This window comes from Agathobaculum hominis, assembly GCF_014288055.1.
In the GTDB taxonomy this organism is placed as follows: Bacteria; Bacillota; Clostridia; order Oscillospirales; family Butyricicoccaceae; genus Agathobaculum; species Agathobaculum hominis.
In genome coordinates this window covers 66843-90217 of record NZ_JACOPK010000004.1, presented here as the reverse complement: position 1 = coordinate 90217, position 23375 = coordinate 66843, and the positions used below count along the sequence as shown (strand labels likewise).

The following is a 23375-nucleotide window of genomic DNA, read 5'->3' as shown; positions in this document are numbered from 1 at the left end:
GGTCTTTCTGTTCCCTCCTTTTTAGCTGATAGGAGAGTTTTTCATGCCTTTATATATTGCGGCAATTCTTGTCATGATCGTGGTTGATCAAGTGGTAAAGCACTGGGCGTTTACTGTGCTTCAGCCGCAGCATACTATTCCGCTCATCGAGAACGTTTTTCATCTGACCTATATCGAAAACCGCGGAGCAGCGTTCAGCATGTTTGCGAAATTTGATTCACGTTGGATTTTTGTTGCACTCGCAGCGGTTATTACGCTTGCAATCTGTTACGCACTTTCGAAAAAACTGATGCAGACAGCGCTGGGCAGCTGGTCCCTTGTTCTGATTGCAGCAGGCGCGGTCGGCAATGCCGTTGACCGCGTTGCAAGAGGCTTTGTAGTTGACATGTTTGATTTTCGTCTTATTCATTTCCCCGTGTTTAACGTTGCGGATATCTTTATCTGCGTCGGCGGCGTATTGTTTGTTATTTATTTTATGTTTCAACATAAGGATAAGCCGAATGATAAAAACGAAGCGGTGAACGACAATGAATGAGATGAAGCTAACCGTACCGCATGAGGACGCAGGCAAGCGTATTGACAGCTGGCTGTCCGAGCATATAGACGGCCTGACACGTTCTGCTGTACAAAATCTGCTCTCGGAGCAGGCGGTAAATGCTGATGGAAAATCTGTCAAAAAGAATTACAAGCTCGCTGGCGGAGAGGTTCTTACTGTCATTATGCCGGAGCTGCGTGAGGTTGACCTTGCAGCCGAAGATATTCCGCTGGATATCGTCTATGAGGATGAGGACATCGTTGTGGTGAATAAACCGCGCGGCATGGTCGTGCATCCGGCAGTCGGAAACTGGTCCGGCACGCTTGTGAATGCGCTTATGTTTCACTGCGGTGAAAGCCTTTCCGGCATTAACGGCGAGCATCGTCCCGGCATTGTTCATCGCATCGACAAAGACACCAGCGGACTGCTTGTCGTTGCCAAAAACGACAGCGCTCATCATAGTCTTGCCGCACAGATTGCGGCACATACTGCGTATCGCGGCTATGAAGCGATCGTAGTTGGAAGCCCTCGCGAGGACAGCGGAACGGTTGACAAGCCGATCGCACGACATAAAACCGATCGCAAGCGCATGGCCATTGTTGAGGGCGGAAGAGAAGCAATCACACATTATACTGTGCTGAAACGATACCGTGGCTATACGCATATGGCATTTCAGCTTGAAACCGGGCGTACACATCAAATTCGCGTGCATATGGCCTCGATCGGACATCCGATTATCGGTGATCCTGTGTACGGATTGAAAAAAGACAGGTTTTCCGATATTGGGGGACAATGTCTGCACGCCGCAGAGCTAACGCTAACACACCCGAAAACAGGGGAGCGGATGACGTTTTCAGCAGCGCTGCCTGATTACTTTGTGGAAATTCTGCAAAAGCTGGAGAGAATGCAATGAAAAAATTTGATGGGCTGCTGCTCGGCTGCGATATGGACGGGACACTGCTGGACAGCAGAAAACAGATATCTGCGAAAAACCAAGAGGCAATATGGTATTTTGTCAAAAATGGAGGCAGTTTTTCGCTCGCAACAGGGCGCGCGCCACGAGCGATAGATATATATCGCACACTGTTGCCGTTTAATGCACCATACACTCATTTGAATGGCTCACTGATTATGGATTCCAGCCAAAATATAATGTGGTGTGCCGGAATGCCTCACAAAACGGTGGAGCTGATGGATACCGCTTTGTCAAAATTTTCACAATTGGGCTGCGAAATATTTGAAGGAGAAAAAATTCATGTACGCCGAATGAGTGCAGAAACCGAACATCATATGCGCGTTCTCAATCTCAAATACGATATGGTGTCTGATTGCGAACTGCCAGATACTTCGGGCTGGTGTAAGATCAATTTGACCGGCCCGGAGCTGATCATGGCTGACGTTCGAAAATTCCTGTCGCGTTATGAAAATGAGTTCTGCATCGCGGCAAGTACACCGAATTTTTGGGAGATTACTGCTGCGAATGTTAACAAAGGATCATCTCTTTTGAAAATCGCTGATATGCTTGGGATTAAGCATAAAAATGTATTAGCTATCGGTGACAGTTCGAATGACGATCCGATGCTTCAGGTTGCCGGTGTTTCATTTGTACCAGAAAATGCAGCAAATAGTACAAAAAGTCTTGCAGATGTTGTTGTGCGAGATAATAATTCCCATGCCGTTGCTGCCGCGATCGAGTGGCTGGATACGAATATTAGCGAATAGCTGCCCCTAATTATACAAAACTTTTATTTTGTATAATTACCTATGCAGACGTTTTCGCGGGCGGGCGCAGCCGGTACGCTGCCCTCGCTGCGCTCCAACGTCTGCATAGACCATATGCGGCGCTAATGTATGCAAAATAACAATTTTGTTCAAGTTCACGCTAAATCTGGAACTGTCCGCAGGATTTTATTTCATCGAACATTTTCGTTTTCTTTTTTGTCCATTCTTCCGGAATTTCTGCATCAATTTCGTGAAAATCTGCCCACATTTCCGGTTTTATATCCTTGCCATAGTACAAAATCTGTGCTAAAATATCCTTGTAAGATAGTTCATCAGGTTGAACGTTTTGGGCAGTTGTCGCAAGCAACTGCTCAATTTTTTTACGCATTTTTCGACCCAACATTTTTACATACTCAGGATGCTCATTACAAGCTAAGTACAAAACAAGATCAGTACCTTGCAAATCATCGGGCGGCAAGCCCGAACCGATTTCCCAGCAATCCGGGAATATACGTTGAAAATCCGGCCAAGAACTCATAGAGTAGTCAACGGTAATTTCCAAACGTGTCAAATCCAAATACCGTTTCTGTTCAAGCGCTTTGTTGTACAGCTTACAGTTTCCGTGGGATGATCGAACGCCCAGATACTCGGTTTTATTTTCCGCACTATATTCCAGCAATCCATATTTCCGCTGATCTTTCACAAGCCGCAGCCGCGATCGAGCAACAGGCAAATCAATCGCAACATCGAACCGCTTAAAGTCCACATACTTTGCAGCAGCTATCAACTCATTGTACAGAGCCGAAAACCAGGGACACCTCCCTACCTTCGCCGGATTAAATTCAAGCTTCACAGTTTCCCAGTAAGCAGAAGGAGCCTTGCCATAAACGCCAACACCCATAAAGAACGTATCGCCGGTACTCGCCTGCAATGTGTAGTTCTGCGAACACACCGAAGGACTATGACCAATCCAGAATTTCTGAACCGAACAGAGAGCATCAGAACCGCCGTTCCAGACATGGACAATTCTGTCAACAGCAGCAGATTTAACCCTCAAATATACGATACAGGCCAACGCACGAAGCTGCATCCGGCCGGAAAGACTCCACCAGGAAGCCGCCATTGCACAACTGCTCCAAGATGTCCCATAGTGTTAACATTTAACGTTCCCCTTTCTGTCATTAGAGCGCGTATATCAAACGTGCCCGGCGCTATCCCCTGCCCGCACGCCTGCCGTTACGCCGCCGTAGAACGTGCTGTGCGGTTTGTAGGCAATCCGCCGTATCGGCTCTTGCCTTTCATCCTTGTGAGCGTTACGCGCCGTCTACGGCCGTTTGCGCGTTCTCGCACGAAGACGGAGGCGCAACGCCGGGACGGGTCCCACCGCTTCGCGGTTCCCCCTGTCCGGCGCTGCTGTCCGTCATCGTATCAAACAGCGCGTACGAGTCGTAAAGGGCGGCTATGCGCTTGTGGTACCAGATCACCTGGCTGCCCAGCTTCATGCGCTGCCCATACCACTTTTCAACGGCCAGAAAGGACGTAGGCAGGAAGAAGAAAAAGCCGTTGTTCATCTTGATATGCTTCACATTATATTCAATCAGAGATCGTATCTGCTTATCCAGCATCATTGAGTATCCGGACTGCTGCAATAACCGAAGAATCAAAGTAAAGCAAAAGGGCCTGCCGCCTGCAATTCACAGACAACAAGCCCTTTTAACAGCCTGAACAATTTCTACATTAAATTTCGGTATAACTTTTTTTGGGGGGTACTTCAGTTTCGTTACGCTCTTATCTAGTGTAAGCGGTGAATTGGGTTTGTTTCGGCAAAGAAAAAAGCACTTCAAACGAAGTGCTTTTATGGTGGAAGGTGGTGGATTCGAACCACCGAAGTCATAGACGACAGATTTACAGTCTGTTCCCTTTGGCCACTCGGGAAACCTTCCATATATTATTGTTGTCATCTAACATGTATCAGCGACTTAATTATAATACCATAGTATTGAGTAAATGTCAACAGAAATATATAAGAATTTTAATTAAGTATAATCGCAAGACATGGCGTAACAGCAATCCTTGATAAATGATGCGGCTGGCTCTGAACAGGCCGTGCCAGCCGCAAATACAACCCCAATCCGGTCACATATCTGTTTCTGATGGCAGGACGGCAGTATCAGCTGATATTATTCAATTCTGAGTTTCTCGATTACGGTTTCGTCGGGCGTTACATAAGCAGTTTGGTAAACATGATAAATTACCATGCCTGGTTTCGCACCTGCCGGCTTTTTAACCTGGCGAACCTGCGTATAATCGACTGGTACCATAGAGGACAAACGAGCCTTGGAATGGTAAGCTGCAATCATAGCTGCTTCCGTCATAGCCTGCTCCGTCGGTTCCCTGCCGTCTGTTACAAGTATGACATGAGACCCGTGTATCTTTTGCGTGTGGAACCAGATATCACTCTTGAACGCAATTTTAAGGGTAAGAAGATCGTTTTGAAGGTTATTTTTACCTGCGAAAATATCAAAACCATCGGTTGTCCGATAATGGAACGGCTTTGCCTGTACCGGCTTTTGCCGGCCTTTTTTATTTCGTGTTTGTTTCGCAGAAAGAACACCGGACAGCGTCAGTTCCTCGCGAAGCTGCGCCAGATCACGTTCGGTTTCTGCCTCACCCAGCTGAACGAGTACGCTTTCAAGATAATCAAGCTCGATACTTCCCTGTCTGATCTGTTCGGTCAATACCTCTTCCGCAGTTTTGGACTTGGTATAGAGTTTGAAATATTTCTGCGCGTTCTGCTGAGGCGTCAGCCGAACATCAAGAGATATTTCTACTTCCGGACAGTCTTTATTGTAATAGTCGATAACCTTTGCCTTGTTCATGCCTTTTTCGAGCTGATAAAGGTTTGCTGTAATCAGTTCACCCGTACGTTTGTATTTTTCACGGTCATGGGCGCCGGCTAGCTCTTTCTTCTGTGCGGAAAGCTTACGGGCGAGCCGGTCGCGCGCATTGACTACCGCCTTGTGAAGATCGGACGAGCGGCGCGTCATGCGCTCTACCCTTCCCTTTTTCTCAAAAAATGCAGCGAGGAGAGACGAAAAGCTCTCATACTGCGTCACATTCATGAGGCCTTCATACTGTGTGACCGGCAGAAATGTGAAATCAAAGACAGCGCTGTCCTCGCTTTTTGTCAGAAGAAACGGCTTCCATCTTTTTTCCTCAATATAGGCGAGAAAATCATCATATACCTTTGCAAGGCGATTTCTCTCTTCGTCACTCAGCGTGCCGAGCGGTTTTGCAGTATCGCCTGTTGCACGGAAGGCAAGCTCGCGGCAGAGCAGCGGAGAAAATCCGAGCAGCGTATTCAGCAGAAAGCGGTCGAGCGTCTGCTCACCATCCGCCTGTGCGGCAGCGGCCGCAAGTCCAACACCGGAAACGGCAAATGGATCGTGCTTGTCCTGTGCGGGCGGCATACGGTAAAACAGGCCGGGCAGCACCTGTCGCTTTCCGGACAGGTCACCGTCCACGCGGCGCATTGCGTCGATAATACGATTATCCTCGCCGCATAGAACAACGTTGGAATGCTTGCCCATCAATTCACAGATCAGATGTTTTTTGCAGGCAACACCCATTTCATCTGTTGTATCGAGCTCGATGCTCAGCATTCGTTCGACCGCAGGCTGCGTTACTGCGGCGATTTTTGCTCCCTGCACATGCTTGCGCAGCAACATGCAGAACATCGGCGGAACGGCAGGATTTTCACGTGCGGTCTCGATAAAGTGCACACGCGGCGTTCCGGCTGCAATAGAGACTAAAAGACGGCGCGCACCGCCTTGTCCGCGTGTCTGAATAACGATTTCATCGCGATCGGGCTGATATACTTTCTCTATACGACAGCCGGTCAGTACGGTATTGAGTTCGTTGGTTACTGCTCCGAGGCAGATTGCGTCTAATGGCATTTTTATCTTCCTTAAACAAATTGAATACAGTCAGCATGACGTTCGGAAACGACAGAAGTCAGCTGAGGAAAGGCTTCGCTGATTTTGTCGGCGAACACTGCCGCAACCGGATTTTCCGTCGGAAAGTGTCCGGCGTCAACGAGCGTCAGACCGAGTGACTGTGCACGCTGCATCAGATCATACGAGCAGTCACCAATTACAAAAGCGTCGGCCCCCTTTGCGATCGCACTGTCCATCATCTTGCCGCAGGCGCCGCCGCCGACTGCTACGCGGTGAATCGGTTTTCCCGCGTCACAGAAGCGGACACCGCCGGCGCGCAGGCATTCCTTAACGTAGAGCGCAAATTCATGCGGCTGCATTTCACGCGGCAGATCGCCTGTTCGGCCGAGCATACCGTTCTCCCCTGCTTCCATGTTCACGACATTTGTCAGGAAAAGTGCGGAGGCCAAGGCGTCGTTCACGCCGCCGAACGCGCAGTCCGCGTTCGTATGCATGCAGATGATCGAAATATCATGGCGGATGGCGAGGCGCAGGATTCGGCCGGTCGCGTCATCGCTCGTAACACGACTGACCGATGTGAAGATCGCCGGATGATGCGCAACGACAAGCTGTGCACCGCGGTCGATCGCCTCCTGTACGACAGTCTCGGTTGCGTCGAGTGCGCAGAGCACACTCGTGACTTCGGATCTCCGGTCGCCGCACAGCAGACCTACATTATCCCAGCTTTCAGCAAGCTCCGGAGGTGCAAAGCCCTCCAGAAAATCAAGTACATCAGATACAGTTATCATTTCAATCCCTCCAGTGCAGCGGTCAGCTCGCGGACAAGCGCCTGCTGACTGCGAAGCTTCGCGATATCTGTGTTTTCGCTCCGCTCCATTCCGTTTAATGCGCGAGTTTCCCGCTCGATCAGATGGCGCAGATAAGCTCCGGCATCCGGCGCGGCGAGCAGCGCGGGAGAAACTGCGCATTTTTCACGCGGATACAGGCATTCTTTCGCGCCGCCGCGTACAGACAGGATGACATAATGCCGCCGATCCTCTCTGCACAGTGTTTCCCGCTCGATTGCATAGCCATGCGCCCACAGCCATTGGCGAAGCTCATATATCATGGTCATTGGCTGAAGCAGCAGCAGGTGATCTCCGTCGGCCGTCCATGGAGCATTCTGCAATATCTCAGCAATCGTCTGACCACCCATGCCCGCGATCGTTACCGTGTCACATTCTTCGGGAGAAATACCATCCAGACCGGCAGCGAGCCGCAGCGGCAGGATGACGCCATGCTCCTCGGCGTTTCGCGCCGCATGATCGAGAGGGCCTTCGCGCAGATCTGAACCGATCGCATGCGCGATACGCCCTTCTATCAGCAGGGTGATCGGGAGCTTGCCGTGATCAGTTCCAACATCGGCAAGCTGCGCGCCCTGCGGCACGAGTGCTGCAATACAGGCAAGGCGCGGTGTTAAAATCATACTTTCCATAACCTAAAAAAAGAGAGCCGGCAGAATACACCGCCGACTCGTGTCTTTCCTCTTACTCACCAATGAAGGCGTTGAGTTTGGCAACCAGCTCGTCTGCATTCGTACCGTGTACCATGCAAGCCTCTTCAATGCTTTCGCCCTGAGATGCCGGGCAGCCCAGACAGTGCATGCCGATTTCCATGAAGAACTTTGCGGTCTCGATGTTGAGGTTGAGAACCTCGCCGATCGTGGTCTTTTTCGTAATAGCCATGAGATAAACCTCCTGTTGTTTGAGAGATATGGAAGTACGGCGCTTACCGTATTCCTATCATTTTTATTGTTTTCTAATGATTACAGTATACCGCATTTTTGCGCAGACTGCAACTGAAAAAATCAAATTGCCTGATCAATTACGTTATTTCGCAAACATGCGCTGCTGCACCTGCTCAAGATGCGAACGAAGCGCCTGCTCTGCGAGGTCAAAGCGACCGTCGCGCAGATAATCGAGCACGACGGTATGCTCCTGCACAGCTTCCTCTGCATGGAACGACAGCGAACCGGAAAGCGTATGAAAGCGCCGGATGGTTTCGTTGCTTTTGATTACCAGATCTGTGAGAAAGCTGTTTCCGGTCAGCTGTGCGAGAGAGACGTGAAACAGCGCATCCTGATCGAGAAAAGCCTCACTGTCTCCGCTCCGCAAGGCATTCAGCTGCTTTTCGCCGCAAAGATACAGGCGGTCGAGGTGTTTGGCTGTAATGCCGCCGTTCTGCGCCAGCAGGTGGATGGCAAGCGGCTCCAGCTGTATGCGCACGACAGAGATATCGCGTACATCCCGTTCCGTTACCTCGGCTACGACCATGTTTTTTCCGTTCTGCATCACGATCTCCTCATGCTGCAGACGCTGCAGCGCTGCACGGAGCGGTGTGCGGCTGATGCCGAGCTGTGAGGCGAGGTTTTCCTCCGCCAGAACGGTGCCGGGAGTTAATTCATTACTCATAATCGCGCTTTTAATTGCGCTGTACGCCTTATCCGTCAGAGATGGATCCTTTTTTAAGTTTTTCAGTGCCATGCTGTTTCACCTGCCGTAGTTTGTCTATGCACACAGTATACATTTCTGCAAGCATTTTGTCAATTACAGTAAGATTAAACTGGTTAGAAGCGCAAGCATTGGGATCGTAAAAACAGATAAAATGCTTGTCATGAAAATAATACGTGAGCCGTAGACCGAGTCCATACCCAGAGATGCGGTCATGAGCACGCTGCTCGCAGCGGACGGGCAGGATGCACAGAGCATGACAACAGTCCCAATGGAGCCACCCGCGCTCCCCCATCGCGAGACATGCAGTATGTAGAGGACCGCGAAATAGCATAGCGGAAAGCGGCAGAAATACAGCACGCAGCCTGCGATCGTGCCGAGAACGCCGGCATTGCACAGTGCGCCCCGCATGGTTATTCCCTTTCGACCAAGCAGAAGAGCACGCCCCTGTGTCCAGAGGGATAGATTGAACATACCGACAAATGCACTGCCGTAAAAAACGCCGATTTCTCCAAACACCGCAGAAATGAGCGGAAACGCCATGAAGCCGCAGTTCGAGTACATCGCACTCATGCGCGCAACGGCACATTTCCCCTTGTCGCCGCAGCGAATGGCGAGCTTCGCAATACCTGCCGCCAGCAGATGGAATACAATGCCGAGCAGACCGGACAGCAGAAGATTGTGCGCTTCGGCCGCATTATAGTCCCGGCTGAATGCATCGATCAGAAGCGCCGGTGTTACGAACCACAAAAGAAATCTGCTGAGCGCCTGCGCAACTTCATCTGAAAACCATTTGAGACGCGCACAAGCTATTCCGACAGCGATCAGGAGCATCATCAGTATGACCTGATGCAGCGTTAATACCGCGGCCTCCATCAGCAGTTTTCGGCAGATATAAGACAGCCTGCCGCCTCCGTGCGATACATCATATAAGTTCCCTCTTTCACAAGAATTAGTATACTGTATACAGCGTAACTCGTACGCCATGGAATTGTCAACCTTTTCTTTTGAATGATGTTTTCCCCCATTTATTGAAATATTTTCGCCCTCTCCGATGCTTTTTTAAGCGTTACGCGCCGATTTTGTTCACATATCACAAGAGGATGCCATGTATCCTTCGAGCAGAACGGTAATAAAGCCGAAATTGCATTTGCCCTGTTGACAGATGACGGAGTGAGCGCTATAATAAGCCCATCAAACAACGACAAGGACGTCCGGATGGAAAACGTTCTTGTCGTTTTCTTTTTACCGGGCATTCCAGAGGAGGGACAAACATGAAAACGGCAAACCGTTCTTCGAATAAGCGAGAATCGAGTTACGGCATCACCGGACGGGCTTTTAATGCTGAGATCGATCCGCTGATTGCGGTGATTGATCTTCGCAAGCGTTTTAAGTCGCTTGAGGTCTTAAAGGGCATCGATCTTTATATCAAGCAAGGTTCGGTTACCGTGCTGATCGGGCCTTCCGGCTCGGGCAAGAGCACGCTCCTGCGCTGCATCAATCAGCTTGAAACCATCCAGGGCGGCGATATTCAGTTCGAAGGTCACAGCATTGCTCGCGGTCCGGTTGACATCAATAAGGTACGGCAGCGTATCGGCATGGTCTTTCAGCATTTCAATCTGTTTCCCCATCTGACCGTGCTCGAAAACATCACGCTCGGACCGCGCAAACTGCGCAAGATGCCGACCGCTGAGGCGAATGCACTTGCGGAAAAACTCCTCAAGCAGGTGGGCCTGTCCGATAAACGCGATGCCTACCCCAGTCAGCTTTCCGGCGGTCAGAAGCAGCGCATCGCGATTGCACGCACGCTTGCAATGGAGCCGGATGTCATTCTTTTCGACGAGCCGACTTCGGCGCTCGATCCTGAAATGGTCGGCGAGGTGCTTGAGGTCATGAAGGATCTTGCAAAGGATGGCATGACGATGATTATCGTTACGCATGAGATGGGCTTTGCACGCGAGGTCGCGAGCAAGGTCGTATTCATGGCAGACGGTGTTATTCAGGAATCCGGAACGCCGGAAATGCTGTTCGAGCATCCGCAGAGCGAGCGCCTGGTGAATTTTCTTGGCAAGGTATTAAAGTAATTTCGCAGTTTCTGTTGTATACAGTGTCCGGTACTCAAAAAAACAGGCGCTGTGAGGAGGGGAAATAAATATGGATTTTAACGCTTGGCTTGCGGATATGACCGGTTTCCTGTCGAGATACTCCGCATTGTTTATCGGCGGTCTGCGCAATACGCTGATTCTCTCGGCGATTGCAGGCGTGCTGAGTATTCTGGTTGGCGGCGGCCTGTGCTTCCTTCGCATGAGCAGGATCGCACCGCTTCGCTGGATCGCAAATATATGGATCGAATTTGTGCGAGGTACGCCGGTTCTGGTACAGATCATGCTCGTGTATTACGGCCTGCCGATGATCGGCATTGAGCCTCCGGTTCCGGCCTTTCTCGGCAGCGCAGGCAATCGTGTTATGTACGGCATTATTGCACTGACGATCAATTCCGGCGGTTATATCTGCGAGATCATCCGTTCCGGCATTGAGTCGGTCGATCCCGGACAGATGGAGGCCGCGCGCTCGATTGGTTTCAGCCCGGTTCGTTCGATGATGATGATCGTTGTGCCGCAGGCAGTAAAGAACATTCTCCCGAACTTCGGCAACGAATTTGCAAACCTTATCAAAGCATCCTCGCAGGCCATGGTCATTGGTGTTGCAGAGCTGATGTTTACCTTTAATACCATCAGTTCGACCGGCCGTGTATTCACTCCGCTTATTGTAATTGCATTCCTGTACTTTGTGATGACGTTTACCGTTGGACGCGGCGTACATGCAATGGAAAAACACTTCAAAAAAGCGGATCGGTAAATCAATTCAATTTGTTATCATTATATTTAATGATAGAAACGTACTCTCAGCCGTTTCACATTCAAAAGGAGGACACTCATATGAAAACCACCGTAAAACGCACGCTTTCCCTGCTGCTGGCTGCTGCAAGCATGGCCTCTGTCCTGACGGCCTGCGGCAGCAAGGATAGCGCCGCAGCCGATACTTCCGCAGATACGCAGGCAGCCTCTGCATCGGCTGATGCTTCCGATCTTGGCCCGGTACTGACCCATATCAAGGAGTCCGGCGAAATGGTAATTGCGACGGCTTCCGGCTATATGCCGTATGAGTTCGTTGATATTTCGAGCGCAAATCAGGATGTAATCGGCGTTGATATGGCGCTCGGCGACAAGATCATCGAGAAGCTAAGCGACAAGCTCGGTGTCGAGGTGAAGAAGAAGGTCGAGGATACCACCTTTACCGCAAACCTTGCAGCGGTTGCTGCCGATCAGGTTGATATTATGCTCGCAGGCATGTCCCCCACTGAGGAACGCAAGCAGAATATGGACTTCTCCGATGTTTATCTGAAGGCCGAGCAGCGCATCATGGTTCGCAAGGCGGATGCCGACAGCTATAAGGACATTGACTCCTTCAACGGCAAGACCATTGCCGTACAGAAGAACACTACGCAGGAAAAGATTGCGCAAGGGTCCATGCCGGGTGTCAGCGTAACTTCGATGGAAAAAATCCCGCTCGCCGTTCTCGAGCTGACCACCAATAAGGCAGACGGCGTTGTTATCGAGTCTACTGTTGCACAGCCGTACCTTATCGCAAATCCGGATCTGGTTCTGTGTGACGCGGAGTTTCCTGAGGACGTTCGCTACAAGGATACCGCTATTGCAGTCCCGAAGGGCAACGAGGACTTCCTTGAGCTCATCAACGAAACCATCAAGGAGTGCCAGGATGCCGGCCTGATCGATCAGTGGATTGATGAATACAGCTCTATTGCAGCGGATCAGAATGCAGGCTGATGACATGCTTGAAGGAGGGCTTCCCCTCGCGGGAAGCCTTTCTTCAAAGCAGTATTGTATACCGTACACATTGGAAGGATGATGAAATCAATGGATCTGTTTGATGAGATCAAAACGCTGACCAAAAAGCTGGTATCCATTCCCAGCATGAATGCGACATCCGGTGAACGAGATATTGCAGATGCGATTGAAGCATATCTGCGCGACATTCCTTATTTCAAGGCACATCCAGAGCTGGTTATCACACAGGATTTGAAGGAGGACCCGATGCACCGCCGCAACGTTATGGCGCTGCTCAAGGGCGGCGACGGGACTGAGCGGGACACGATCATGCTGCACGGTCACATTGACACAGTGGATGTGGATGATTTCGGCAGGTACAAGCCGTATGCGTTCGATTGTGACAAGCTTGCAGAGGTGTTTCGTGATGCGGAGCTGCCCGAGGATGCGCGGCGTGATCTGGAGAGCGGCGATTATCTGTTTGGACGCGGTGCCTGTGACATGAAGGGCGGCGATGCTGTATTTCTCGTGCTGGCGAAGCATCTCGCGGAACAGGCGGAGAAATTACACGGCAATCTGCTGCTGTCGTTTAATCCGGTCGAAGAGACGCTGCACCGAGGCATCATCGAGGAACTTCCCCTGCTGCGTAAATTGCAGGAACAGCACAATCTGACATTCAGGCTGGCGATCAATAATGACTTCATCTGCCCGATGTACGCAGGCGATACAACTCGTTATGTCTATACCGGCGCAGTCGGCAAGCTACTCCCGATGTTTTACATTATTGGGCGCGAGACACATGTCGCTCAGTGCTTTGAGGGCTTCTCCCCTGACCTGACCGCTGCTGAACTGACACGCATCATCGATCGCAATCCGGATTTCTGCGACGGCTATAACGGAGAATATACTCTGCCGCCTACCGTGCTTAAAATGCAGGATCTCAAGCCGCGATATAATGTACAGACACCGCACACAGCTGCTGTTTATTTTAACTACTTTGTTCACAATCGTCAGCTGACCGAGATTATGGCTCAGCTCAAGGATACAGCGCGTACCGCACTGAACAACGTGATGCAGGCGGCGGATGAACGTTACCGCACCTACTGTGAAATCTCCGGCAATCGCTACTCCTCTCTGATCGAGAAAACGCAGGTCATTGACTATCGTGAACTGTACCTGCGCGCAAAGGAAACCTGTGACGGTGATCTGGATGCTTATATCGACAGCGTTACCGATGCTTCCATTTCTGCCGGCGACGATATGCGCATCACCTCGCTTCGTATCGTACAGGCACTTTCTGATCTGTGCGGAATTAAAACGCCGACAGTCGTTGTGTTCTTTGCAACGCCGTTCTGCCCGCATAACACGCTGAAGAAGGAAAATGCCGACGAGGCCCGGGTAATCAGCGATCTGGAAAAAATCGCATCTGCATTCTCTGCGGAGAGCGGCGAGGTTATGAAACTTCAGCAGTTTTTCCCGAGCCTTACCGACTCGAGCTATCTGAAGATTGACGATGATGATGACTCGGTCGCCATGCTGAAGAACTGCTTCCCAGGCTACGAAAAGCTCTACCCGGTGCCGCTCGAAACGGCGAAGGCGCTCAATATTCCTGCTGTAAACTACGGCGTGTGGGGCAAGGACTGCCATAAGTGGACCGAGCGTATTTATATGCCGTATTCCTTTGGCAAACTTCCGGATTTTATTGTGAAAACCATACATTACTACTTTGATTGAGGAGGAAATTATCATGTCTGATCTATATGAACGTTCTGCTGCTGTTATGCCGCCCTTTGCGCTGCACAAGATGCCGTTCGGTATCGATCATGCCTCCGGCAGCTACCTGTATACGGATGACGGCCGCAAAATTCTGGATTTTGGCAGCGGCATCGCAGTAAACAACCTCGGCCATAATTATCCGACTGTTGTCAAGGCGGCGCACGAGCAGCTTGATAAGATGGTGCACTGCTGCCACAATCTGTTCCACTATGAGAAGGAGACTGCTCTTGCGGAGCGCATTGTCGGTCTGATGGGCGGCGGCTACAAGGTTTACTTCTCCAACTCCGGTGCAGAAGCCGTCGAGGGCGCGGTCAAGCTGGCCAAGTATGCAACCGAGCGTCCGGCAATCATTGCATTCAAGGGTTCCTTCCATGGGCGCACGATGATGTGCACCTCTCTCACAGCCTCCAATTCTGCGTACCGCAAGCATTACGAAGGTCTTGTCCCCTCCATTTATTTTGCCGAATACCCCAAGCTGTTCGGCACTCCGTACAAGATGGAAGACGGCAAATGCCCGAAGCAGTACTTCACTCAGTTTGATGATATTTTCAAGCGTCTGGTCGACCCGTATTCGGTTGCGGCGATTTTGATGGAGCCGGTACAGGGCGAGGGCGGCTACGTTGTACCGCCGCGCGAATGGGTACAGTACGTGCGTGAAATCTGTGACAAATACGGCATCATGTTGATTTTTGACGAGGTCCAGACCGGATTCGGGCGTACCGGCAATATGTTCGCATGGCAGACGCACGGCGTCAAGCCGGATATTATGTCCTGCGCCAAGGGCATTGCTAATGGTCTGCCGCTGTCGGCGGTCGTCGGAAAGGCGGAGATCATGGACAAATGGACTGCCGGCGCGCACGGCGGCACGTTTGGCGCAAACCCGGTTTCCTGTGCCGCTGCGCTTGCTACGATTGACGTGCTCGAGGGCGGCGCGATCGAAAATGGCCGCCGCATGGGCGAGTATTTCATCGGCGAACTGAAAAAGCTGCAGGCAAAGTACCCTGTGATCGGTGATGTGCGCGGTCTTGGCCTGATGATCGGCATGGAAATGGTTTATCCGGACGGCTCTCCGAACCGCGAAATGACTGCACGAATTGTCTCGCTTGCGCTTGAACATGACCTGTATCTTCTCTCCTGCGGCTGCGACAAAAACGTTGTTCGCTTCATTGCGCCGCTGACTGTTTCGAAGGAGGAAATCGACACGGCCCTTTCGGTTCTCGGCAAGGTATTTGATCAGATTGCAGACGAGGCATAAAATGAAAATCGTTATCGCAGATTATCCGGATGTATTGGGTCGGGAACTGGAAAAGGAATACACCTTTCTGCGCGAGGTTATTCCGGATGCAGCCATTGTTACACATCCCTATACCGATCCTGAGGCATTTTACCGTGAAATGCAGGATGCGGATGGCCTGCTCACTGCATTTATTCCTCTGGACAAGACAGCGCTCGATCACATGCCCGCCCTCAAGGCGATTTCCATTAACGCAACCGGCTATAACTTCGTCGATCTGGAGGAGACCCGCCGACGCGACATCCCGGTATGCGCAATCGGAGAATACTGCACACAGGAGGTCGCTGACCATACTATGGCGCTCATGCTTGCGCTGGACCGCAGGCTTAAACCCTACATCCGTACCGTTGACAGTGAGCACTGCTGGAAGTATTATATGGCCTCCAAACCGATGGGGTTAAATGGCAGTACGCTTGGATTGTTCGGATTCGGTAAAATCGGCCGCGCAGTTGCCCGGAGAGCGCGGGGATTCGGGATGCGCGTGCTTGCGGTCGATCGAGGCATTACAGCGCATGAGCTGCCATAATCTTACCGATTGCCTGACCGGAAATCGTGCACATGCTTTCAAAATTATCAACGGCGTCAGCATATGACAGTGCGAAAAATACAAGCCACAGGTGAATACCCGTGGCTTGTATTTTTTCGCAGCTATGCAGTCTGGCGCACATTTTCACCGATGATAATCTCGGAAGATCCTTTCTGAACAACCGATCCGCGAAGTTCTCCGCCGGTCATGGTGATCTTTGCCTTTGAAAAAGCGCGTATTGCGACGGGACCTTCAAATATACCGTCTTCGATACAGATCGTTCCGCCCATTGCGGCAAGTGCAGCTGACTCAGCAGTGCCGGTAAATGTGCCGCCGGTTATGGTCATCTCTCCGCTTTGCTGGTACAATGCGCAACTGCTGCTAGCACTGTCAGATATGGACAGAGCACCGCCTTCGATGCGTATGGTGCCGCCTTGATTATAAATAATAGAGACGGAGCTTTGAATTTCGCCGCTCCCCTCGCTGTCCTTTACCGTCAACGAAACGCCCTCCGGGACACACAGGGAGATTGCTGACAAATCGAGTGTCTGTCCGTTCAAATCAAGGGTTACATCCTTTTCGAGTTCGATATTATTGCTATTGTCTGTTATTGTAACCGGAGCGGTCAAACGGACTTCGCCGCCTCTTTGAATCTGCTCGATGAAAATATCGGCGGATTCATCTGTCGGACGAGGGTTATCCTTGCCCGGTTCTTTTTCCGGATCCTTGATGTCTGGTTCTGTCTCCTTTTCCGGGAAGTTAAATCCATCATCGCGCGCCGAACAGTAGAGCGTGAACATATCACCAGATTTCAAAACCTGTGTACGGATTACTTCAATTCTCTGACCGTCAAGGTCGAGGTCAGTCCTGCACGTCAGCTGATCCTGTTCGGCCTCGAGAGGCAGATATTGATCATTCGTGAGCAAAAAGTAACAGGATTCTGCATCAGGATTACTGCTGATGTGGATAGACAGCCTTCCGGATTCCAAGTGTTCCGCACCTGTTATCTCGATTGGCGGCAAAGAACTGGACACATTCAAAATCTGATTGCTGTGCGCAAGAACAGTTTCCTTATCGTCTGCTGGTCGCAGCAGCGCAGCGGATGTGTAATACGCATTTGGCTGAGAGAGCAGCCGTTCCGTCAAGGCTAAGCCGTCTTTCAGTTCGATTCTGAGATCGTCTGCGGCTTCTGCGCTGTTGAGCATCAGAACACATTCATCGATATTATCGATATCGGTCTGAAGTATCAGCATATGGTTTTCATCAACAACATACGAAAACTCATGATTTTCTGGAAAAGCATCCGTACAGTTGCTCCATGCCGTTCTCTCAATGGTCAGAGCAGCTCTGTTCGTGCTTGCAGACGAAACAAAGCTCAACAGCTGATACTGCGCCTCCCTGAGTGCATCGAGATCGCAGTTCAGGTCGACATAGGCGTTGCCATCAGCATCGGGTACAAAGGTGTGCTGTTCTATTGGATTGGTCATGATATCCAGACGACAGGTTCGTCCGCTCACCGCATTCCGAACGGTTGCTCGGACGGTACCTTGATATTGCCTGAAGCAAACGCCGATATCATTCATCGGAGCTGTATTGATATCAAACGAAATCTCCTGTTCTGCTTCGGTGATCAGCTGACGATTAACGTACATTTTAATTCGAGCAGCGGTATAATGTGCGCGATCCGCGCTGGTCCAGAGAAGTGAACATCGGCGGGAGTACAGCAAGGAGTTGATCGTTTTCCAGCTTCCGTCTTCCTGTTTCATCTCCACGGAGAAATAAGCGCCGGCAGAGCCGGAGCCGCCATAGGCTGCATCCCAGGCGAGAAACAAAGCGCCGTTTTCGTTTGAAAAATGAATGTTGCTGATCGAAAAAACGGGTTTCTCCTCGCTTTCATCGGGAGAAAGCTCCGGAATCGATTCCGTTCGGGTCTGCGCGCAGTTCAGACAGGTAAACTGCTTTACGCCTTCATGCTTAACTGCTGGAGGATCAATGATACAGCCGTTATCCCAGCGATGACCCGTAGCTGCGATTTCACTTAATAAAACGTAACCGCATTGGATGCACTTTACGCTCAGCGCACCGGCCTGCGTACAGGTTGCGGGCTGTGTCGTTATTTGATTGGAGTAAATATGGATATGCTTTGCGGGCAAAACGTCTTTCTGCTCAATCCGGGGGAGAACTGTCTGATCTGCCGCAACAAAGACCGTGTTCCCCTCCCCATGAAGAATGATTTTATTGGAAGTATTGAGAACTGTCTGCTCGATTTCTGTATCGTCGACAATCGTCAGGTGAATATCATCAGATGTTTTAGAGAAAATTTCCACCTTCGGCAGTCGGCCACGCATTAAGGTTACATCAGAATATGCCGAAACATGTGCAACCGAGCCGCTCACATCGAATGCAGTCAGCCGATTGATTTCTGCTTCGGAGATCCATGTATTCGGTGCAACCGTTACTGCGACAGCATTTCCGCTGCCAGCAGGCGTATAGAGCTTCTTGACGCTCCCCTCCTGCAAATAAAGGCTGCCGCGTGCAGTAACTGTGTCATACTCTCCGTGCAGCTTCGCATTTCCGTTTATTTCAATACGACCGATCCGGCCTTCGTCCAGAATCACCTCTGCCTGAGTCCCTGCGGGTACACAGACGCTCGGAAAATCACCCTTTTCGAGCGTCAATCTGCCGCCGGCATAAAGGCTGTCTATTACCGTATTTTCGTTGATGATCTGCACTGACGAATGCGTTTGCAGCTGCTTGACATGGCCGGCGCTGAGATGAAGGGAGGCTTCCTGATCTGTGTCGGCAATCGTCAGACTTCCGATCACGGTTGCTGCCCCCTGTATCGTGAGATCGCTGCGCGATTGTACCTTCTGTATTACGGAATCAGCATCTGCGGCTTCGATAATAGCAGGATTTGCGGTTGTAATCATGGAAATCGGCGTGTTGGATAAGCAGAGGCGGGGCGGCTCGCCGCCGCTTTTCTCCATCCGCACCTTGCCCTTCACTGTACAGTTTACGAGATGGATCGAATTTGATCCGCCTCCCTGAATAAGAAGATCATCATTGATGGTAATATTTCTGAGCGTGACCTCTCCGTCGCCGAGGCCGCTTTCGATCGTAACATAGCTGTAAACACCGCCGTCTATGTCTCGCGTCTCTGAGACATTCAATGCCTTATATACGGGTTCGTATTTTGATTTCCCGGAAACAGCAGGCAGGACGGGCGGGATTTCAACCGGCAGCACTTCCAACTGGCTGCCCCATCCGAAAAATCCAATTTCCGGAAGCTCGGAGTTATCGTTAACAATCAGGGCGTTATTAGCACGCACGGTAAAGCGTCCGGTGACGGACGCATCTTGAAAAGTAATCACTCCGCCGTCTGCGCCGCTTGTAACGAGGATCGCTGCCTGCGTTTTGCCTGATACGATCACATCTCCGGACGAAATCAGTATGATCCCGTCTTGATCGGCAAGCTCATAAGTTCCGGGTGATGAGATGACCTGGATAATGGCCCGGTCGAGCATCGTAAGCAGTTCGGCACGGGTGACGGATTTCTCCGGCGCAATAAGAGTGGGGGTAATTCCGTTCACGATACCAGCGGAGATCAGTCCGGCAACATATGCAACAGCGTCATCGCTTACTCGATCGGCATCTGAATATAAAGAAAGCGCCGACCGATCGGATTCAGTAACACTCAGAGCCTGCGACAGCGCAATCATTGCATCCTGCCGTGAAATACAAGTTCGATCTTGAGGAATTGAAATGCGCTCGGATAGACATTTCCTGATGTACGGATCGTACCAGAATGCATCGTTTTCTGTGCTGAATGTATTAAAATCCAGGGCTCTGGAAAGAATGGCTGCAATTTCTCCACTGGAAATCCATGCATCCGGACGAAAAGAGGTTCCATCGCCCTGTACAACGCCGTATTTCGTCCAGCGTTCAATCGCGTTCGAGGCCCAGTGCCCCTGTGTATCATGATAAGCGGAGACCTTTATCGGAATGAGAACAGGACATAGTAAAGACGCGGTCAAGACGAGTGCAATAAAATGCCGGAGTTTTCTCATAAGGAAGGCCTCCTCTTTCTTATATTTATGATTTTAGAACCATTTGTGCAGGAAACGAATAGAAATATGACTATATCCTGATAATATATCCTAACTTAACGAAAGACAAGAGAAATCTGCCCTGGAGAATTAACTTTGTAGAAAACAATAGAAGCGGAACGAATACTTGTGGATTTTGACGAACACATCCAGAGGGGGAGAAAGAAAAAGAGCGTCGAATAATATATACCCATCGAACAAAGGATGATTGCAGGTAAAGGCAGCGTAAATAACGAGTCCACCATCACAGCACGGGTAGCTCGGGTGTCCGGAATGCCGGAAGATACCGTTTTCCGCAGCTTCTCGACATGCTTGCTTTATTTGCAAGGCCCCCTGTCAGCGCACAAAAAAACTGAGTGCCGAAGCACTCTGCTATGTCTTTCGTCCGTCGGCCATGATCGCCAGCCGGAGTTTGTTTCTGGCAGTCTCATCGATCTTCTTCTGCTCAAACAGCTTCTCGTTGAAGTACTGAAGCCAGATCATTTCTGCCGTCCGTTTTTTCGTTCGCTCTGTACCCTGCATGAAAACTCTCCTTTCTGGGCTTTCTGATATAATATATATTCCCAGGTGCTTTCATTTCAGTTTTCCACGCAGGTGAATTTTTATGCACAAGACCCGCTCGTCTCAATCCGAAACGAGCGGGTCTTATATCCATGGTAACCGGTTCTTCTCACGCGGCAGAAGTCTCCTCAGCTATCCCGATATTGCCTCTGATGTGATGTTCTTATTTAGCGATGCGATGTTCAGTAGTCTGTCAGCACCAGACCTTCCGCCTTCTTTCGTTTCTGATACCCTGCTCCCCACTCCCACATGGCATCCATGACAGGCTTCAGACTGCATCCCAGTTCTGTCAGCGTATATTCCACGCGCGGTGGAACCTCTGCGTAGACCTTTCGACTGAGCAATCCGCTCGCCTCCATCTGACGGAGCTGCGTTGTCAGTACCTTCTGTGAAACGTGGCCAATCGACTTTTTTAGTTCTCCGAACCGCTTCGTTCCCGTCATCAGGTCTCGCAGAATGAGTACCTTCCACTTATCGCTGATGAGCGTCAGCGTAGTCTCCACCGGGCAGGCCGGCAGCATTTTGATTTCTCTATCTTCCATGACAGTCTCCTATTAGTTTCTTTTTAGTAACTACCGCACATTATTGTGCTTACTTTACTAATTCTCTCTACAGCGCTATTATAATGCCAAAGACAAGCAAACGCAAGTCAGATTATCAAGGAGAAACTTATCATGAACAAAGTCGTAGAATTTCTGAATGCAAACCCGGTACAGTATCTGGCAACCGTCGGCCGTGACGGCAAGGCAAAGTGCCGCCCGTTTATGTTCGCTGGCGAGCTGGACGGCAGGCTGTGGTTCTGCACCAATAACCAGAAGGACGTTTACAAGGATATGCAGGAAAATCCGGAGATCGAAATTTCGGTTTCCAGCCCGGAGTACGCATGGATCCGTCTGCACGGCAAGGCAGTGTTCGAGAACAACATGGCTGCCAAGGAAATGTGCATTCAGAATCCCATCGTCAGGGGTCAGTACGGCGAGGCCTCCAACCCGATCTTGGAGGTGTTCTATCTGGAGGATGCGCACGGCGCGATTTCTGATTTTTCCGGCAACCCTCCCTTTGCGTTCTAAAAAGCTGTATCTCCACGGTTGAAATTCATTTTTCCACCAAATCGGCATTGTATCGTCAGTCAAAATCTGATAAAATAATGACAGAGCAGATTCCCGAACGACACATTTTACGCGGGAGGCGACGGCAATGAAAAAGGATGATTACGGATTTTACGGTAAAGGCATCGACGGATATGTGCACTACAAGCAGGCCTTTGATGAAATGCACAAATCCCCCGCAAGCCATTCGTCCCACAGAATAAACCCTCGGCATTCATATACGTCAGGAGACTCCTGGGATACGCTGTTCACTATTATCGGCGGGGTATTCGTGATCGGCGGCGGACTTGCATTGATCATCTATTTTCTTTATCTTGTGTATTGCGCGTGATTCCCAGCCTAAAGGCATGAAAACAGTGTCGCAAGGCGCGCAGCAGACAAGCCCGCATTTCGAATTTGCACAAAAATCAGAGGGTATCCATTTGGATACCCTCTTTTGCTTTATCTGTTCAGCATTTTTGTTCTTATACAGCATCGTGCTGTTAAGCGATGCGGATGAGACCGCTTTCCTTATCGTAAGTCAGCTTCGTGCCATACGGCGCGCTGTAGGCCGTCATATGCTCTGCAATCTGCTCAGCCACTTCGATGGTCAAATCGATCGGAATAAGACCATACGCTACGCTGCCATCCTCATTCCTGTCGATCTGGAGCAGGCAGTTCTCCGAAAAGCGGCGCTCTGCGCTAAAACCGATGAAGTTGCCGTTTTTGTCCTTAGCACGATTGGAATGCAGATCGGATGGACGGCTGTCCGCACCATAGCCATACGCCTCGTACATTTCCGGGGCAATGATGGACTCGCCCGCCTCAAACTCCATGAGCAGGCTGCCGAGATTGTAGAAAATATGTTCACGCCGCCCGGTCTTCCATTTTTTGATGCTTGAAATCGCTGTTTTGTATGGATGTGATCTTTCTCAAGTCTTTACGCCCATTATACTGCGATTATATCAGCCGCATTCTCTGTGTGAGAAGGGCGCAACAAGGGCGGCCGCCAAGGCCGCCCTTTATGTATTTCTACTCCCGCCCCTACGCGAGGGGCGACTCTGTACGGACACTGGCGATATCTTCTACGATACCGATTTCTACTCGCGCCCCTACACGAGGGGCGACGGCGCTGTTCGGTCTCCGTGCCGAGACGAGGCTTATTTCTACTCGCGCCCCTACACGAGGGGCGACATGCCCGTCCGGCGGATCCGGGATCACCTCGGCCTATTTCTACTCGCGCCCCTACACGAGGGGCGACGCTTTTCCATACTCTCGCCCCCTTTTACTATATAATTTCTACTCACGCCCCTACACGAGGGGCGACTAAACGGCGTTTCCAGTTTCGGCTTGGTCTTTCTATTTCTACTCGCGCCCCTACACGAGGGGCGACCTGCCGATCGAGGGCCTCGTAGAGTCCGCCAACGAATTTCTACTCGCGCCCCTACGCGAGGGGCGACTCCGCCTTTTAAGC

The 23375-nt window shown here is 50.7% G+C and carries 22 protein-coding genes, 1 tRNA gene and 1 CRISPR repeat array (1 of these 24 only partly in view); of the genes, 11 read left to right on the top strand and 12 right to left on the bottom strand.

The genetic code is table 11. The annotated features are described in order from the left end of the window. Positions 1-43: 43 nt before the first annotated feature. Genes lspA through H8S02_RS05370 form a run of 3 tightly spaced genes read left to right on the top strand, consistent with a single transcriptional unit; the run spans position 44 to position 2257 of the window. Positions 44-535 (top strand): signal peptidase II, encoded by a 492-nt coding sequence (lspA, locus tag H8S02_RS05380; RefSeq protein ID WP_118722336.1) that lies wholly within the window; start codon positions 44-46, stop codon positions 533-535. Then, positions 528-1448: an RluA family pseudouridine synthase gene (locus H8S02_RS05375; protein ID WP_118722335.1), complete on the top strand. Its 921-nt coding sequence runs from the start codon at positions 528-530 to the stop codon at positions 1446-1448. The genes lspA and H8S02_RS05375 overlap by 8 nt, the downstream gene beginning before the upstream one ends. After that, positions 1445-2257, top strand: a complete 813-nt coding sequence (locus tag H8S02_RS05370) for an HAD family hydrolase (RefSeq protein ID WP_186969649.1) — start codon at positions 1445-1447, stop codon at positions 2255-2257. Before H8S02_RS05375 ends, H8S02_RS05370 begins: the two co-directional genes overlap by 4 nt. A gap of 160 nt (positions 2258-2417) precedes the next feature. Here the strand turns inward: H8S02_RS05370 and H8S02_RS05365 are convergent, their stop codons facing one another. From H8S02_RS05365 to H8S02_RS05325, 9 genes are all read right to left on the bottom strand, one after another. Beyond that, a complete protein-coding gene (locus tag H8S02_RS05365; protein WP_186969648.1) occupies positions 2418-3380 on the bottom strand; it encodes a hypothetical protein in 963 nt (320 codons plus the stop codon). Between the two features lie 190 nt (positions 3381-3570). Continuing rightward, complete coding sequence (locus H8S02_RS05360; RefSeq protein WP_186969647.1) at positions 3571-3885, bottom strand: hypothetical protein; 315 nt, start codon at positions 3883-3885, stop codon at positions 3571-3573. Positions 3886-4115: 230 nt separating this feature from the next. Next, positions 4116-4200: transfer RNA gene (locus tag H8S02_RS05355), tRNA-Tyr, on the bottom strand. A gap of 237 nt (positions 4201-4437) precedes the next feature. Continuing rightward, positions 4438-6213 (bottom strand): Rqc2 family fibronectin-binding protein, encoded by a 1776-nt coding sequence (locus tag H8S02_RS05350; protein WP_186969646.1) that lies wholly within the window; start codon positions 6211-6213, stop codon positions 4438-4440. Between the two features lie 11 nt (positions 6214-6224). Then, positions 6225-7001: a Nif3-like dinuclear metal center hexameric protein gene (locus H8S02_RS05345; protein ID WP_186969645.1), complete on the bottom strand. Its 777-nt coding sequence runs from the start codon at positions 6999-7001 to the stop codon at positions 6225-6227. Further along, complete coding sequence (locus H8S02_RS05340) at positions 6998-7687, bottom strand: tRNA (adenine(22)-N(1))-methyltransferase (RefSeq protein WP_186969644.1); 690 nt, start codon at positions 7685-7687, stop codon at positions 6998-7000. Before H8S02_RS05340 ends, H8S02_RS05345 begins: the two co-directional genes overlap by 4 nt. Before the next feature lie 52 nt (positions 7688-7739). Further along, entirely contained in the window at positions 7740-7937 is a 198-nt protein-coding gene (locus tag H8S02_RS05335; RefSeq protein WP_118684642.1) for a DUF1858 domain-containing protein, read from the bottom strand. A 144-nt stretch (positions 7938-8081) separates the two neighbouring features. Beyond that, entirely contained in the window at positions 8082-8735 is a 654-nt protein-coding gene (locus H8S02_RS05330; RefSeq protein WP_279287269.1) for a GntR family transcriptional regulator, read from the bottom strand. Positions 8736-8798: 63 nt separating this feature from the next. After that, positions 8799-9578 carry an AEC family transporter gene (locus H8S02_RS05325; RefSeq protein WP_186969642.1) on the bottom strand — a complete coding sequence of 260 codons (780 nt, stop codon included), beginning with the start codon at positions 9576-9578 and terminating at the stop codon, positions 8799-8801. 482 nt (positions 9579-10060) lie between these two features. Here H8S02_RS05325 and H8S02_RS05320 point away from each other — a divergent pair, with 482 nt between their 5' ends. The 6 genes from H8S02_RS05320 (at position 10061) to H8S02_RS12685 (ending at position 16146) form a co-directional block, all read left to right on the top strand. After that, complete coding sequence (locus tag H8S02_RS05320) at positions 10061-10786, top strand: amino acid ABC transporter ATP-binding protein (protein ID WP_243166431.1); 726 nt, start codon at positions 10061-10063, stop codon at positions 10784-10786. Positions 10787-10856: 70 nt separating this feature from the next. After that, a complete protein-coding gene (locus H8S02_RS05315; RefSeq protein ID WP_243166422.1) occupies positions 10857-11561 on the top strand; it encodes an amino acid ABC transporter permease in 705 nt (234 codons plus the stop codon). Positions 11562-11641: 80 nt separating this feature from the next. Then, positions 11642-12550, top strand: coding sequence for a transporter substrate-binding domain-containing protein (locus tag H8S02_RS05310; RefSeq protein WP_186969640.1), 909 nt, complete (start codon positions 11642-11644; stop codon positions 12548-12550). 90 nt (positions 12551-12640) lie between these two features. Beyond that, positions 12641-14284: a M20/M25/M40 family metallo-hydrolase gene (locus tag H8S02_RS05305; RefSeq protein WP_243166421.1), complete on the top strand. Its 1644-nt coding sequence runs from the start codon at positions 12641-12643 to the stop codon at positions 14282-14284. Positions 14285-14297: 13 nt separating this feature from the next. Then, the gene (locus H8S02_RS05300) at positions 14298-15581 is read left to right on the top strand and encodes an aspartate aminotransferase family protein (protein ID WP_186969639.1); all 1284 of its coding nucleotides are present in this window, start codon (positions 14298-14300) and stop codon (positions 15579-15581) included. A 1-nt stretch (position 15582) separates the two neighbouring features. Continuing rightward, positions 15583-16146: an NAD(P)-dependent oxidoreductase gene (locus tag H8S02_RS12685; RefSeq protein WP_186969638.1), complete on the top strand. Its 564-nt coding sequence runs from the start codon at positions 15583-15585 to the stop codon at positions 16144-16146. Between the two features lie 122 nt (positions 16147-16268). Here the strand turns inward: H8S02_RS12685 and H8S02_RS05290 are convergent, their stop codons facing one another. Both H8S02_RS05290 and H8S02_RS05285 read right to left on the bottom strand, forming a co-directional pair. Further along, on the bottom strand, positions 16269-20213 hold the full coding sequence (locus H8S02_RS05290; RefSeq protein WP_186969637.1) for an S-layer homology domain-containing protein: 3945 nt from the start codon (positions 20211-20213) through the stop codon (positions 16269-16271). 782 nt (positions 20214-20995) lie between these two features. Beyond that, positions 20996-21355, bottom strand: coding sequence for a winged helix-turn-helix transcriptional regulator (locus H8S02_RS05285; RefSeq protein ID WP_186969636.1), 360 nt, complete (start codon positions 21353-21355; stop codon positions 20996-20998). 132 nt (positions 21356-21487) lie between these two features. On the opposite strand from H8S02_RS05285, the gene H8S02_RS05280 reads away from it, so the two are divergent. Both H8S02_RS05280 and H8S02_RS05275 read left to right on the top strand, forming a co-directional pair. Then, positions 21488-21883: a pyridoxamine 5'-phosphate oxidase family protein gene (locus H8S02_RS05280; protein ID WP_186969635.1), complete on the top strand. Its 396-nt coding sequence runs from the start codon at positions 21488-21490 to the stop codon at positions 21881-21883. Positions 21884-22010: 127 nt separating this feature from the next. Further along, entirely contained in the window at positions 22011-22253 is a 243-nt protein-coding gene (locus H8S02_RS05275; RefSeq protein ID WP_186969634.1) for a hypothetical protein, read from the top strand. Positions 22254-22404: 151 nt separating this feature from the next. On the opposite strand, the gene H8S02_RS05270 is transcribed toward H8S02_RS05275, so the two are convergent. Next, positions 22405-22737 carry a hypothetical protein gene (locus tag H8S02_RS05270; protein WP_186969633.1) on the bottom strand — a complete coding sequence of 111 codons (333 nt, stop codon included), beginning with the start codon at positions 22735-22737 and terminating at the stop codon, positions 22405-22407. 192 nt (positions 22738-22929) lie between these two features. Continuing rightward, positions 22930-23375: direct repeats of the CRISPR family, unit length 32 nt; unit sequence ATTTCTACTCGCGCCCCTACACGAGGGGCGAC (it continues 255 nt past the right edge of the window).